13 protein-coding genes are annotated in these 14702 nt (G+C 41.4%); 6 read left to right on the top strand and 7 right to left on the bottom strand.

What is annotated here, in order from left to right; genetic code table 11:
- Positions 1–29: 29 nt before the first annotated feature.
- Positions 30–371 carry a hypothetical protein gene (locus BW976_RS00535; RefSeq protein ID WP_076369346.1) on the bottom strand — a complete coding sequence of 114 codons (342 nt, stop codon included), beginning with the start codon at positions 369–371 and terminating at the stop codon, positions 30–32.
- 403 nt (positions 372–774) lie between these two features.
- Between BW976_RS00535 and BW976_RS00530 the strand changes: the two genes are divergently transcribed.
- From BW976_RS00530 to BW976_RS00520, 3 genes are all read left to right on the top strand, one after another.
- Positions 775–2550 (top strand): glycoside hydrolase family 9 protein, encoded by a 1776-nt coding sequence (locus tag BW976_RS00530; RefSeq protein ID WP_084191989.1) that lies wholly within the window; start codon positions 775–777, stop codon positions 2548–2550.
- Between the two features lie 48 nt (positions 2551–2598).
- Positions 2599–2895, top strand: a complete 297-nt coding sequence (locus BW976_RS00525) for a hypothetical protein (RefSeq protein ID WP_076369344.1) — start codon at positions 2599–2601, stop codon at positions 2893–2895.
- Between the two features lie 105 nt (positions 2896–3000).
- The gene (locus tag BW976_RS00520) at positions 3001–3387 is read left to right on the top strand and encodes a cupredoxin domain-containing protein (protein ID WP_084191988.1); all 387 of its coding nucleotides are present in this window, start codon (positions 3001–3003) and stop codon (positions 3385–3387) included.
- Positions 3388–3414: 27 nt separating this feature from the next.
- On the opposite strand, the gene BW976_RS00515 is transcribed toward BW976_RS00520, so the two are convergent.
- From BW976_RS00515 to BW976_RS00505, 3 genes are all read right to left on the bottom strand, one after another.
- The gene (locus BW976_RS00515) at positions 3415–3801 is read right to left on the bottom strand and encodes an iron chaperone (protein WP_076369342.1); all 387 of its coding nucleotides are present in this window, start codon (positions 3799–3801) and stop codon (positions 3415–3417) included.
- A 29-nt stretch (positions 3802–3830) separates the two neighbouring features.
- The gene (locus BW976_RS00510) at positions 3831–4316 is read right to left on the bottom strand and encodes a VOC family protein (protein ID WP_076369340.1); all 486 of its coding nucleotides are present in this window, start codon (positions 4314–4316) and stop codon (positions 3831–3833) included.
- Between the two features lie 218 nt (positions 4317–4534).
- Positions 4535–4990 (bottom strand): hypothetical protein, encoded by a 456-nt coding sequence (locus BW976_RS00505; RefSeq protein WP_076369338.1) that lies wholly within the window; start codon positions 4988–4990, stop codon positions 4535–4537.
- A 14-nt stretch (positions 4991–5004) separates the two neighbouring features.
- On the opposite strand from BW976_RS00505, the gene BW976_RS00500 reads away from it, so the two are divergent.
- Positions 5005–6063, top strand: coding sequence for a proline iminopeptidase-family hydrolase (locus BW976_RS00500; protein ID WP_076369336.1), 1059 nt, complete (start codon positions 5005–5007; stop codon positions 6061–6063).
- Positions 6064–6129: 66 nt separating this feature from the next.
- Here BW976_RS00500 and BW976_RS00495 read toward each other — a convergent pair whose 3' ends face one another.
- Complete coding sequence (locus tag BW976_RS00495; protein WP_076370563.1) at positions 6130–6999, bottom strand: alpha/beta fold hydrolase; 870 nt, start codon at positions 6997–6999, stop codon at positions 6130–6132.
- A gap of 179 nt (positions 7000–7178) precedes the next feature.
- On the opposite strand from BW976_RS00495, the gene BW976_RS00490 reads away from it, so the two are divergent.
- Positions 7179–8033 (top strand): LysR family transcriptional regulator, encoded by an 855-nt coding sequence (locus BW976_RS00490; protein WP_076369334.1) that lies wholly within the window; start codon positions 7179–7181, stop codon positions 8031–8033.
- Positions 8034–8097: 64 nt separating this feature from the next.
- Positions 8098–10671 carry a M1 family metallopeptidase gene (locus tag BW976_RS00485; RefSeq protein ID WP_076369332.1) on the top strand — a complete coding sequence of 858 codons (2574 nt, stop codon included), beginning with the start codon at positions 8098–8100 and terminating at the stop codon, positions 10669–10671.
- Here BW976_RS00485 and BW976_RS00480 read toward each other — a convergent pair.
- The gene (locus BW976_RS00480) at positions 10668–12218 is read right to left on the bottom strand and encodes an MFS transporter (RefSeq protein WP_076369330.1); all 1551 of its coding nucleotides are present in this window, start codon (positions 12216–12218) and stop codon (positions 10668–10670) included. The two genes, BW976_RS00485 and BW976_RS00480, sit on opposite strands and share 4 nt — an antisense overlap.
- Positions 12219–12286: 68 nt before the next feature.
- Positions 12287–14689 (bottom strand): glycoside hydrolase family 127 protein, encoded by a 2403-nt coding sequence (locus BW976_RS00475; protein WP_076369328.1) that lies wholly within the window; start codon positions 14687–14689, stop codon positions 12287–12289.
- Between the last annotated feature and the right edge of the window lie 13 nt (positions 14690–14702).

Below are 14702 nucleotides of genomic sequence, written 5' to 3'. Positions count from 1 at the left end.
GGTTATTTCCTTTTCTTATATTCTAAAACCTATCTGTAAGTAGAAAGATGGGTTGTTTTTATGGTGAGCATAAATGATTTGCCTACACTTATTTTAACATTTTTATCCAGCAATAAAGCTTTTACGGCTTCGTCGGTCCGGATAGCTTCGTACAAGTCACGCGCTACAGGTGAGCCGCTGATGTTATTGGTCACTTTACCATTTTCCATACTGATGTTAAAGGTATATCCTGTTTTACTGCGGCCACCAGCCGATTCAAAATCTGTTATATTCAATTTAAACTGCTGATCCTCATTCAGGCTCTTTTTCAAATGCAAACGAATAACCGGCATATACCTTTGCCAGGTAGCTAAAAACTTTCTTTCTTCCATACTATGCTTCTATAAAAAATGAAACCCTTGTGAGGTATTATTCTACAAGGGCATTAAAACGATTATAAGAACCGGCAATATTTCCTGATCCTATTTATTGAAAACTATTGTTTGTTAAATTAAAAGTAACCGTGAGCTGCAGGCTCTCCATAATGTTACCGCATGATTGTTCAAAGCTAAGTAAATTAATGTGTAAAGGGGCTATGTTATTCAATAAACTTCCGTCCAAATATTTCTCATGAAGAAAATTGAGGATGATAAGTTGTTTGATGAGTTTTGCAATTGTTAATAGTGTACTGTAGAGGTAATATAGGGTCAAACAAACATCTATTTAAAAGAGCTCATTAAAACCAGCGGAATATTAATTAGTAATTTGCACATATAAATTTTGTTAGCAGAAAAAATGAACCGCACCTCTAAACTCAAAACATTCCTGACCTGTTTTTCCATTATGCTTGCTTTTATTACTCAAGCAGCCCCTGTAATTTATATTAACCAGGTTGCTTTTGATATTCGGGGAGCAAAAATGGCGGTTATCCGTAATGATATTAAATTAAGCGGGTTATCATTTAATTTGATCAATTCCTCGGGGAAATTCGTTTTTACAGGTACGCTAAAAGGCCCCGAACAAATTAATGATTGGGTTAAGAACGCCTTTTTTTATCAGGCGGATTTTTCATCCTTTAAACAAAGTGGTAACTATAAACTAAGCATAAACCTTAACGGCAAGCCTTATCTTTCTGATGGTTTTGAGGTAAGCGAGAATGCACTTGCAGTGAATACGATTCCATCTATCATTAGTTATTATAATAAGCAACGGGCCAATACACCTACCGAACTTGATGTTGATAAGGCTGTAATACTTTATGGAAGCAACAAAACTGCAGATGTGCGTGGAGGCTGGTGCGATGCTTCTGGAGATGTAAGTAAATATTTTTCGCACCTGGCTTATGCTAATTATATGTCGCCACAGCAAATTCCGCTGGTAACGTGGTCAATGATTAACGCGGTGCAAACTATACCGGGTTTACTGCATCAGCTTCATGCCGATGATAGCATGACCAATGAGGCTTTATGGGGCGGCGATTATATTATGCGTTCGTTATCCAAAGAAGGTTATTTTTATATGACCGTTTTTAGCTATTTCAGTAAAGATCCCAAAGCCCGCCGGATAGTAGGGCTAAGAGCAAACAGTGTTACAACGGACGAATATCAATGCGCTTTTCGCGAAGGTGGTGGGATGGGAATAGCAGCTCTGGCCCGTATATCGACTTTGAAAAAGGATGGGGATTATAAATCGGCCGAGTATCTTGTCGCAGCTAAGCGTGCTTATGCCCATCTGCTCCTTAATAATACCAAATATGACGATGACGGTAAAGAAAATATCATAGACGATTATTGTGCCTTAATGGCAGCAACCGAACTTTGGATAGCTACCGATAGCTCGTTTTATCAGGATGAAGCCCGCAAACGGGCCCAAAATATCGAGAAACGGATGAGTTCCGCTGGTTACTTTATCAGTAATGATCAGGGACGTCCGTTCTGGCATGCGTCTGATGCCGGATTACCTATTATTGCTTTGTGCCGGTATTTAAGTAAAGAAAAAGAGCAAAATGAAAGAGCTGCAGCGTTAACCGTTATTAAAAAGGCACTTGATTATAACCTAAGGGTAACAAATGAGGTGAGTAATCCCTTTGGTTATGCCAGGCAAACCTTCCGCCTGCGCGATCAAATAAAAGATGGCTTTTTTATCCCTCATGAAAATGAAACGGGCTGGTGGTGGCAGGGTGAAAACGCCCGGTTGGGGTCGTTAGCTACGGCTGCGATAGTAGGAGGCCGTTTGGTTTACCCGCAAAAAGGTGGCTGGGGCGTAAAAAAAGATCTTGCTGTTTATGCATCCGATCAGTTATCGTGGATATTGGGCTGCAACCCATATTCCGTGTGTTTTATGTACCAGTTTGGCAAAAACAATGTGCCTTACATGAGCTCAAGCTTTGGTCACGGATCAGGCAAAGGCGGGATATCTAATGGCATTACCGGTAAAGAAGGTAATCCCGATGGAAGCAGCATTGATTTTAAAACCGAAGACAAGGGCAACGAATGGCGATGGACAGAACAATGGTTGCCCCATGCGGCATGGTTCCTACAAGCTATCACTGCTATGGCCCAGCCCGAATAACAATTAGGCAAAATTTTTAATTTATTCATCATTTCTTTATCTTAGCCTTTGTTAGCCAGGATTAATCAACCATGTGCTAAATATCTGCAAAGCTCAACCAATCATGTGCTTTATCCTATTGTAAATGTGGCTATATCATTGCTGCAAAAATTTCTGATTATGTTGGTAGCTATAATTAAGGTTTTTATTTTTCTATGCATTTTAATAATACCATTACGAGGGCCAAAAAGAAGAGAAAATAAAGACGATCAATCGGTACAGACTAAAGCCATTTCAAATTATGCTGTAAATGAAAAAGGTAGCCTAGAAATGGCAAATAAAGAGTATCAATCTAAAACGCATTAAGAGTACTCTGATTTGCTATACGATAGTTGCCTCACTTGAGACAACCGATTTGCTTTTTAATACGTGTATGGTATATATCACTCCAGCACATAAAAAAACCAAATCATGAAAATTATCAAAATTACACTTATTGCTTTTGCAGGCGTCCTTTTATTTACTGCTTGCGGGAAAAGCACATCGTCATCAAACACCAACAACCCTACTTCAAAAAATGGAGATACACCGGTAGTTGATGGTAGTGCAACCATAGCAAGCTTTGCTTTTTCGCCAGCTGTGTTGAACCTTAAAACCGGTGGATCAGTAACCTGGACAAACAAAGATGTTTCGACGCACACGGTAACAGACGGTTCTGGTGCATTCGATAGCGGCAATATTCAGCAAAACCAGACTTACACTTTTAAGTTTACTAAAGCGGGTACCTATACCTATCATTGTATGATTCATTCTATGATGGTGCCCGCCAAAGTGGTTGTGACTGAAAAAAATAATTGAACACCGTTTTTTAAAAACGGTGTTCAATTATTTTTTTCTGGAGAAAGCAAGCATTTCGTTCTGCATCATTCTTTCTGATATGATCTTTTTGATAAGTTCAACAGGCAAGGATTCACCCGGCGCAAAATGTAGTGTAGAGCCTGATACCTTGACGTCTTTAAGTTCCTCTTTCATTGACTTTACCAAACTGGGGCTCATGGTATAAAAACTACAGTATTTTTTATTTGCCCCAATCCCCACCAGCATATAATGATACTTGTAACAAGGCAACTGGTAGCTTATCACTTCTGTTGCCTGCGGAGCAGTAGTTAATATAATATGCCTCAACTCTTTTAACGTAGGCCTGAATGATGCTGGTTGCTGCGCAATATATTCATCGGCATTGCGTGGTGGCGGAAAATCTGAGCCTCTCATATCAGATAAATATAATGAATTGATATCAACTAGGCTTGCATGTATGCATCTCTCAATGTCTGAATATCAATTTTAACCATTTGCATCATAGCCATCATTACATTGTTTGCTTTTTTAGTGTCCTTGTCTTTCAGCATTTGCTCTATTTCTGATGTGGCTACCTGCCATGATAAGCCAAATTTGTCTTTCAGCCAGCCGCACTGATTCTCTTTCCCGCCGTCGGCAAGTAGAGCGTTCCAGTAAAAATTGATCTCTTCCTGCGTTTTGCAATCAACCGATAGTGATATCGCTTCAGTGAATGGAAACCCCGGGCCACCATTCAGTATCATGAGTTCCTGACCATCCAATACAAATCTCGCAACCAGGATCTGTCCTTTCAATTGTGGATGGCCTTCACCATAATAGGTGATGTCTAAAATTTTTGAATTTTTGAATATCGAAGTATAAAAATCGATGGCCTCCTGAACTCTACCGTCCTTACCGTCGAACCAAAGGCATGTTGTAATCTTTTGCATAATATATTCTCCTTAATTTGTTTTAATGTGATTTACGCTACTAGTTTGTTTTGTTATATCAAAGTTACCTGAAGTCATTACATTAAAAAAGGGGGTGAGTGTGACAATATGCGGGGGCAATTGCGTAACGCGAAATAAGGTTGGGGAATAGTCTTAAAAAGCAAAGGGCGGTCTGTTAACAGACCGCCCTTTGTATAGCGAAAAAGAATTTATATCAATTAAGAGTTTCTTGATTTTTCTCCGGCGAATGGCAAAGTTGATATAAAGATAACCATACCAACACCAAAGGTGATAAATCCGCCGTAAACGATGCCAGCAGATGCCTGAACTCCACTGACAGAATCAGCTGGGTTAAACGCATGATTTGGTGTGAAAACGAAAAATCCGCCCACTATTAATATGCCTATTGTTGTGATTAAAAGCCCTAATATTCTTTTCATGTTTTTGATGTGAAACTGTAATGCAGCAAATGTATAAACTTTAATGCAATCAACCAACAGCACTTTGCTTAAAATACGAATGGCGAAATAATCTTTATCAAAATATATTACTGGTTTTGTACAATAGCCATAATAACTATAACGTTTATAGGTTATTGCTTTTAAATAATAAATAATACAATTGATAGTACTCAAAAATAACAAATAGTACAATTGATTATACCCTGCTGTCATATCAAATACTTACTATGAAAATAAAACAATTAAGGATCGTTTTTTTTGTTGCGCTTACCTGGTTAGCAGCATGCAAAGACCCGAATGCTGCGCAGAAGACCGAATTAAGCCTGCATTCCTTTTTAAAAGATACCACAAAAGGTGTACAATTAGGCGGGGTACAAGTGGTTTCCATCAGTACGCCAAAAGGAAAGTTTAACGTATGGACAAAGAAAATAGGTAATAACCCTAAAATTAAAGTGTTACTGTTGAACGGGGGGCCAGGCGCTACCCATGAGTATTTTGAATGCATGGAAAGTTTTTTACCGGCCGAGGGTATTGAACTCATCTATTACGATCAACTGGGCACCGGAAATTCCGACAATCCTAAAGATACAGCTATGTGGAGTTTGCCCCGTTATGTAGAAGAGGTGGAGCAGGTAAGGCAGGCACTTAAACTAGATAAGGACAATTTTTACCTGTTGGGCCACTCATGGGGTGGTATCCTCGCCTTGGAATACGCATTTAAATATCAGCAGAATTTAAAAGGGCTTATCATCTCTAACATGATGGCCAGCTGCCCCGATTATGGGAAATATGCCGATAGCGTTTTGGCTAAGCAATTAGACCCCAAGGTGCTGGCCCGTATCAGAGCGATTGAAGCCAAAGGCGATTTTGAAAACCCAGAGTATATGCAGTTACTGATACCCAATTATTACTCAAAGCACATATGCCGTTTTCCGTTTGAACAATGGCCCGAGCCTCTTTTACGGGCTTTCAACAAGATCAATCAATCGTTATATGTAACTATGCAGGGCCCGAGTGAGTTTGGCATTGCCGGCAAATTACTGAAATGGGATCGTAAGGCTGATCTTCCCAAAATTTCGGTTCCGACATTAAGTATAGGAGCAAAATACGATACCATGGATCCCGCACATATGCAGTGGATGGCTACTCAGTTTCAAAATGGCAGTTACCTATACTGCGCCAATGGCAGTCACATGAGTATGTATGATGATCAGCAAACTTATATGAACGGTTTAATAAAATTTATTGAAGGTGTGGATGATGGCGAGAAGAAAATGAAGCTGTAATCTTGATCAAAAACAAAAAGCCCGGTATACCATGCCGGGCCTTTTGTTTTTGTAACAGACTTAAGCTTACTTAGGCAGATCCTTCATAAATTCCAAAATATCGGCGCCAATTTCCTGTGCATGGGTTTCCAGTGCAAAATGGCCTGTATCATAAAACTTTACCTTTGCGTTCGGGTTATCTCTTTTATAGGCTTCGGCACCGGCGGGTAAAAAGAAAGGGTCGTTTTTACCCCATACAGCCAGTAACTTTGGTTTTTTATCCCTGAAATAGGCCTGGAATTTGGGGTACAACAACACATTGCTTTTGTAATCAACCATCAGGTCTACCTGAATTTCCACATGACCAGGCAGGTCAAGAATGTGTTTATCTAATATATAAGCTTCTGGTTCGATCAGTGATTTATCAGTCACGCCGGTTTCATATTGGAACTTAACCATATCCAAGGATACAAAGCTTTTCAATGCATCGCGGTTCACCTGAGATGGATCGTTCCATGCTTTCTGTATCGGGTTCCACGCAGTGCTTAATCCTTCCTCGTAGGCATTACCGTTTTGTGATATGATGCCTGTTATTTTTTCGGGATTAGCCAGCGCCAGGCGCAGACCGGTAGGAGCGCCATAATCAAAGATATAAACCGCGAAGCGTTTGAGCTTTAAATTATCAATAAAGCCCTGCATCGCTTTGGCCAGGTTATCAAAAGTATAACTATAGATTTTAGGATCGGGGGCATCTGAAAAACCAAAGCCGGGCAGATCGGGCGCTATTACATGATATTGGGTGGCCAGTATAGGTATCAGTTTACGAAACATAAATGAGGAAGTGGGATATCCGTGCAGCAGCAGGATCACCGGAGCTTCTTTAGGACCGGCCTCACGGTAAAAAATATTCAGGTCGTTTACTTTAACCTTGTTGTAGTGGATTGCTGTGGTTTTCATTTGATTATTTTTTGTAGAATTAATTTGTTGGGCATACACGGATGAAATTCCGGCCAGGAAAAGCAGTAATATGAACTGCCATTTTGTTTGTGTGATTGATTTCATAGATCAAATTTATATTCTATATTTGATTGTTAAAAACGATTAATAATAATATAAAACATCATAAAAAGTGATTTATGAATAGTAATGATCTTAAAATATTTGAGGCGGTGGCTACTCATGGTAATTTTACCAAAGCTGCCGAAGCCATGTTTACAGTTCAGTCGAACGTAACGGCGCGTATAAAAAGTCTGGAGGAGGAGTTTAATGTGCAGTTGTTTAAAAGAACATCCCGCACGGTAGAACTCACATCGGCAGGAGAGATATTTATACAGTACTGTAAAAGGCTGAATCATCTTACTGAAACTTTAAAAAAGGAACTATCAGATGTTCATAAATTGTCAGGCTCACTTAAAATTGGCTGTATTGAAACCACCATGGCGCTCAAAGTACCTGGAGTAATACAGGAGTTTACCGATAAGTACCCCGATGTGATGTTGAGCTTTAAGGCCGATAACTCTAATAATCTGATTAACGATGTGTTGAACTACCGACTTGATGCCGCTTTTGTAGCTGCTCCCATTACTGCGCCAGAGTTGGGTGTACATCTCATCAAAGAAGAAAAACTGGCTATCGCTACCGCGGCAAATTATCCCGATCTGTCGGAGTATATTAAAAAAGGTCAGATTAAAATTGTTGTTTTTGATGTTGGTTGTAGCTATCGCCCCAAACTGGAGGACTGGTTAAAAAATCAGGGTATCTTTAACTATCAGTGTACCGTAATGAACACTTTGGAAGGAATAGTGAATTTTGTGGAAGCCGGAATAGGTATAACCATAATGCCCGAGGATCTGTTCAGCCAGATGTATTATAACCGGAAATTAAAAACGTATCGGATTGAGGGCGAAGCGGGTGTATTAACCACATTGATGGCTTATCGAAATGACTTGCCGCAATCAAATGCCATGAAAGTATTTATGAGCTTGTTTTGATAGCGAACAGTAAGTTCATTTTTATAAATTTGATGATCCTGCTTTCGGGCTGTTATGTATCCCTATGGTCTTTAAAAAAATATACACACGCGGTATCATCTTATTTTTAGTAATTTTTAATGCGGTAACAGCTTATGCTCAAATAAGTGCCCCGGCAATTGAACCTGGTGTATCGTTGGCGTTGGCCCGGTACAGGCACTCGGTGATCAGTGACATTCAATACACCCTTAATTTTGATATCCCTGCCGATAAAAATAAAGGTATTGAGGCGAAGGAATCAATCAGCCTGGTTTTAAAGCATAACGATCAACCCTTACAGCTTGATCTGAAACAAAGTCCGGGTAAAGTTCATGCTATACAGGTGAATAACAAGCAGGTCCCTGTAAAATGGGAGCAGGAACATTTGCTGATAGCACCTGGATTTCTGCGTGTAGGTAAAAATACAATTTCGCTTCAATTTACTACTGGCGATCAGTCGCTGAACCGTAACGACGATTATTTATACGCCTTGTTTGTACCCGATAGGGCTCGCACGGTTTTTGCCTGCTTTGATCAGCCTGATCTGAAAGCCAACTACCTGCTCACGCTCACCGTACAGGCTGGATGGAGGGCGTTGGCCAACGTAGCTATTGCCGATTCTATAAGCCAGGGCGGCAGAACAACTTACAGATTTAATAAGTCGGACAAGCTGAGTACTTATTTATTTTCATTTGCGGCCGGCAAATTCAATTCTGTTAAACAGCTTGTGGGAAATAGAAAGGCAGAATTTTTATACCGCGAAACAGATACTACCAAAACTAAATTAAGTATTAATCCAACTTTTACAGCACATAAAGATGCTATCGACTTTTTGCAACAGTGGACGGGTATTCCGTTCCCATTTCAGAAAATAGGCTTTATAGCTATACCCGATTTTCAGTTTGGCGGTATGGAGCACCCGGGCGAGGTACAGTATAAAGCTTCAGCGGTATTTCTGGATGATGGTGCCACCAAAGATATGATCATATCCCGGTCGAACCTGTTCTCGCATGAAACCGCGCATATGTGGTTTGGCGATATGGTAACTATGCAGTGGTTCAATGATGTATGGATGAAAGAGGTGTTTGCCAATTTTATGGCCGATAAAATAACCGAAAAGCTGATGGGCAGCGAAACTTTTGATCTGAAATTCCTACAGGATCATTACCCTGCGGCTTATAGTATCGACCGTACACAAGGTGCCAATCCCATACGGCAGGAACTGGATAATCTGAAAGATGCCGGTTCACTATATGGTAATATCATTTATCACAAAGCACCCATTATGATGCAGCAGTTGGAGCTGTTGATGGGAAAAGAAAAATTCAGACAAGGGATACAAGAGTATCTGAAAAAATACGCTTATGGCAACGCTACCTGGAATGATTTGATTGCTATTCTGAGCAAACACACCACAACAGATCTGTACACCTGGAATAAAGTGTGGGTGAACCAACCCGGCCGACCGGTATTTGACGAAAAGGTAAGTTATACGGGAAATAAGATCAGCGATTTTAAGATAACGCAGCATCCGGAATTTGGAGCCATGCGGGTTTGGCCACAATCGTTCAATATAACCATGGTTTATCCATCTTACACTAAAAATATCACTGTGAATATGAAAGGGCCCAGTATTGACCTGAAAGAAGTCGTGGGCCTTGATAAACCATTATACATGGTTTTTAATTCAAATGGGATAGGGTATGGTTTGTTCCCGGTAGATAAGGGGAGCACGGATAGTTTATTCCGGATCAATAATCCTTTACAAAGGGCCTCGCTTTATATTTCGGCTTATGAAAACATGTTAGCAGGCCGTTACTTTAAACCGCAAGAGTTGCTGAGCATCTTTTCGAAAGGATTAACTTTAGAAAAGGAAGAAACTAATTTGAGATTGCTAACCGGTTATATCGGCAATATTTACTGGGAGTTTATCGCGCCTGCAGATCGCAATGCTATGGCTGCCGAATTGGAGGAGGGTTTATGGTCGGCATTGCAGCAACAGGATAAGCCTAATAATAAAAAAGTGCTTTTCAGGGCGTATCAGGATGTTTATTTAACGGATGCAGCCAAAAAGAATATCTACACCATCTGGCAGCTGCAAAAACCACCATTAGGTGTCAAATTAAATGAGGATGATTACACCTCCCTGGCACTGAGTATCGCATTAAAAAGCGATTCGGCGACAGGCGTATTGCAGATGCAGGAAACAAGAATAGCCAATGCCGATCGTAAAAAGCGACTGGAGTTTTTAATGCCGGCCCTATCATTGAATGAACAGGAGCGGGACGCGTTTTTTAACAGTTTGCAAGAGGTGAAGAACAGGCAAAAAGAAGCATGGGTAACCACGGCATTGGTTTATTTACATCACCCCTTAAGGCAAAAAACATCTGAGAAATATCTGGCAAAAAGCTTGGAGATGGTGGAGGAGATACAGAAAACAGGTGATATTTTCTTCCCACAATCATGGTTGCAGGCTGTTTTTGGTTACTATCAGGATAAGCAAGCTGCCAAAGTTGTTAATGACTTTTTAAATACACATCCTCATTACAATCCAAAACTCAAAGCTAAAATACTGCAGAATACCGACAACTTATTCAGGGCGCAAAAGCTGTTAAATTAGGAGGACGTCTCCTTTTTTACCATACTGTTTTTAATAAACAGGAACGACATCAACGCGCCTAAAAAAGCAAGCAAAGCAGATAGTTGCATTACCCGGGCATAAACGCTGATGAAGCCAGAATGGTACAGCTTTTTAATAATCTGCTGATTATGAGTGTTAAAATCTGCGGGTACTTTGGCATCGCCTAGGTTAGTGGCTTGTGCCATCACCGTTTGTTTTTGTTTTTCATTTAAAGGGATGTTCTGAATGTCCTGTTGCAGTGCCCCTGTGAAAAATAAAACCGCCAAAGCCCCTAAAATAGCATTGGCGAAAACATTGGCAATACGCGAAAGGGCATTGTTCACGCCGGAAGCGGTTCCCGAAAAATGATCACTTACCGAACCCATCACCGCGGCTGTAAGTGGCGCCACCGTGAATGCAATACCGGTACCGAAAACAATAATACCCGGAAAAAAGGTAGTCCAGTAATCTGCCGGGCCATTAGTTTGTTTAACAAAAGATAAGATCAGTAAGCCAATACCAGCAGTTGCAGGGCCGCTTATCAATAATAATCTGGGGCCATGCTTATCTGCCATGCCTCCTGCAAAACGGGCCATGCCGATCATCAATATGGTAAATGGTAAAAAAGTAAGACCTGATTGTAACTGGCTATAACCCTGTATCTGTACCAGGTTTAAGGGAAGAAACAGCATAGCTGCGCTGAGCCCGGCATACAGGAAAAAAGTAAGCAGGTTAACGCCACTGAAAGTCATGTTTCTAAATAGCGTTAAAGGCATCATAGGGTGGGTGCTTTTGCTTTCGATAAGGATGAAAACGGTCAATAGCACTATGCCTGTTGTTAACGAAGTATATACCTGCCAATGACCAAATCCAACTGCCGGTACGCGCAAAAAGCCAAAAGTAAGCGCTGCCAAACCAAGCGCAATTGAAATAGCCCCGGGAAAATCGATAGTCTGAGTGTTTGTTTCGTCCCGACTCTCTTTTATCTTAAACCAAAGGATAAAAAGTGCTACTATACCTATCGGAACGTTGATGAAAAATATATAACGCCACAAACCGGCATCGCCAAAAGCGCCTCCTAAAACAGGGCCGCCTAAAGTAACCACCGTAGTAAAGGCCGACCAGGTGCCAATGGCTTTACCACGCTCTTTTTCGTTAATAGATGAGGAGATCAGGGACAAACTACCAGGTATCATCAGTGCGCCGCCGATGCCCTGTAACATCCTGCATGCAATCAATAATTTAACATCGGGAGCAAAGCCGCAGGTTGCAGAACCCACAATGAAAATAAAGATACCGGTCATAAAGATCTTTTTCCGGCCAAGTTTGTCGCCCAGAGCGCCGCCTATCATGATCAGGGCGGCCAACATCAACAGATAAGCATTCAGTATCCAAAATAAGTCGGTGCCTGTGGCATTCAGGCTTTGTTGCAGTGATGGCAACACTACATTAAGTGCCGTGCTGTCAATAAAAGCCATAGCCGAGGCCATGATGGAGGAAACCATGATCCATTTACCGGCAGAACTGCCTAATGCTACTGTTGCCATAAAATAGGTTATATGTAAATGTAATAAATAAAAAAGCCCTTAGTATATGTGCTAAGGGCTTTTTGCTGCTATTTAACAACCCACTCATGTATACCGGAAGAATTATCTACTGGCAGCTGAATTTCCATTCGTAAAGCGGTGGTGTTCACCGGTTCAAAAGTCACCGTATTAAAGCTGTCTTTACTAATGATATACGGTATCGTGTTTTTTACCGGCACCCATTGACCATCTTTCAGATACAATATTTTGTATGATGCAGGTATACGACAGCCGCCCCATGGGCCATCATCAAACCAGTAAACTTTTGATTCGCCAACCGTGTGTGCGGTATCAAAATCATATTGAACATATTCGCCGGTGTTTTTGGCTGGCCACCAATGCAGGTAAGGGTAACTGGCATCCTTAGAGTCGGCGGGTTCATACTGATCTTTGATGGCCGCATACATTTTTGTGTTTTTTAATGATGATGTTACCTTACTGGTACTTGCTATAGTTGGCGCAGGTTTGGGCCGCGCAGCCGAAGCTTCGTAAGGAATCCATACGGTCATTTCACTTGGCCCACGGTTTGCCCAGGCATAGTAAGGGATGGCTTTTACCTGCTGGTTGGCTTCAATCAGTTGATCGCTGTTTAACTGGCGCTTGGTGCTTTTGCCTGCCGCGCTTATTACATCAACGCCGTTGAGCAAATCGGCACGATAATTTGCGTTGGCAATGGCGTTTGTGTCAACCATGATATTTTGCACCAGGCTGTCCTTATTATCAGGGCCTTCCAAACAGTAAACAACCGGGCCTCGTTCAAATGCAAAGCGATTTTTATCATCCTTAACTAATGGATTTGCTAATACTTTTTCGGTTTTCATCGGTAACAAAAGAGAAACCTGATCGCCTTTTTTCCAGGTTCGTTTTAATACGGCATAGCCTTTTTCGGTAATAAATGATTGCGGTTGGCCATTGATGGATAACATAACCGGCAATACTTTTTTATCCATAAAGGTGTATAGGTTACCCGGTACCGGCTCCTGTTTAGCCCAACCCGGTATGCGTATCCTTAAGGTAAAATCAAGGCTTTTCTCAGGATTAACCGTAATATCAACTTTACCTTTCCATGGATAATCGGTTGTCTGTATGATGTTCACATTGCCCGAAGCCAGTTTAATATTGCTGGAATTGCCCATGAACAGGTTGATATACAGGTCGTTTTTGTTTTTGGCATAAACATAGCCCGGCAACGATGGTAAAAAGCGGGTCATGTTGCTGATACAACAGGCACAGCTGATCCAGGCGCTACGCTGGTGCTGTGACATTGATGCCAGCGGATTGGGATAAAAGAAACGGTCGCCACTTAAAGAAACACCCGAAAGCAGGCCATTGTAAAGCGTTCGTTCCAATACATCAATATATTTTGAATCTCCGTGCAGCAAAAACATCCGGTTGTTCCAGTACACATTACCAATGGCCGCGCAGGTTTCTGCATAAGCCGACATATTTGGCAGCTGGTAAGCATCCCCAAAAGCCTCGCCATTACCGGTTGCACCTATACCACCCGTGATATAGAGTTTTTTGTTAACCACATCGCCCCATATATCATCAATAGCGGCTAAATATTTGGTATCGCCGGTTAGTGCGGCAATATCTGCCATGCCTGTATACATATAAGCTGCCCTTACCGCATGCCCTTCTGCTTCATGCTGGTCGACCACTTTTTTATCAGCCTGGTTGTAAGCATCGCCTTTAGGACCGCGTACATCCAGGAAAAATTTAGCCAGATCCAAGTATTGTTTGTTGCCGGTAACCCGGTACATTTTTGATAAGCCGATCTCTACGATCTGGTGGCCGGGATATTCCTCCAGTTTACCCGGACCGAAAACCTTAACCAGCAGATCGGCATTTTTTATGGCGATATTAAGCAATGTTCGTTTACCTGTGGCCTGGTAATGGGCAACGGCGGCTTCGTACAAATGCCCGCAATCATACAGCTCATGGCTCAGTACTTCCTCTTGTACCCAGCGTTTGGCGCCAATCCATTCATGCGGTTTTTTTGCATTTACCGTACGAAAGGTGTACAGGTAACCATCCGGTTCCTGGGCTGCGCCTATCACACTGATCAGTGTATCAATATATTTATCCAGCGTAGGATTGGCTTTGTTTTGCATGGAGTAGGAGGCTCCTTCAATGGCCTTATACACATCGGTATCATCGAAAGGAAATTCGCTTAGCTTATCGCCATCCAATTTTTTGGCGGCTCTTAAAAAGTTGTCCATGCGACCGTTAGCCTTGCATTGCGCCAATACATAAGGGATGGTAACATTGGCATTAACTTCCATTTTTGGCTGCCAGAAATTATCGTTCACGTGAACACTGGTAAACGACACTGGCTGTATAGGATAATCTTTTTGTTGCGAAAATAGCTGACCTGTAAATGCCATCATGAATAATGATAACACGCAGGCCGCTTTTCTTTTATTGATCATATGCTTAGTTTCT

The sequence above is a fragment of the Mucilaginibacter lappiensis genome, from assembly GCF_900155965.1.
Taxonomy (GTDB): Bacteria; Bacteroidota; Bacteroidia; order Sphingobacteriales; family Sphingobacteriaceae; genus Mucilaginibacter; species Mucilaginibacter lappiensis.
The sequence above is the reverse complement of the archived record's forward strand: the minus strand, read 5'-3'. Positions and strand labels throughout refer to the sequence as shown.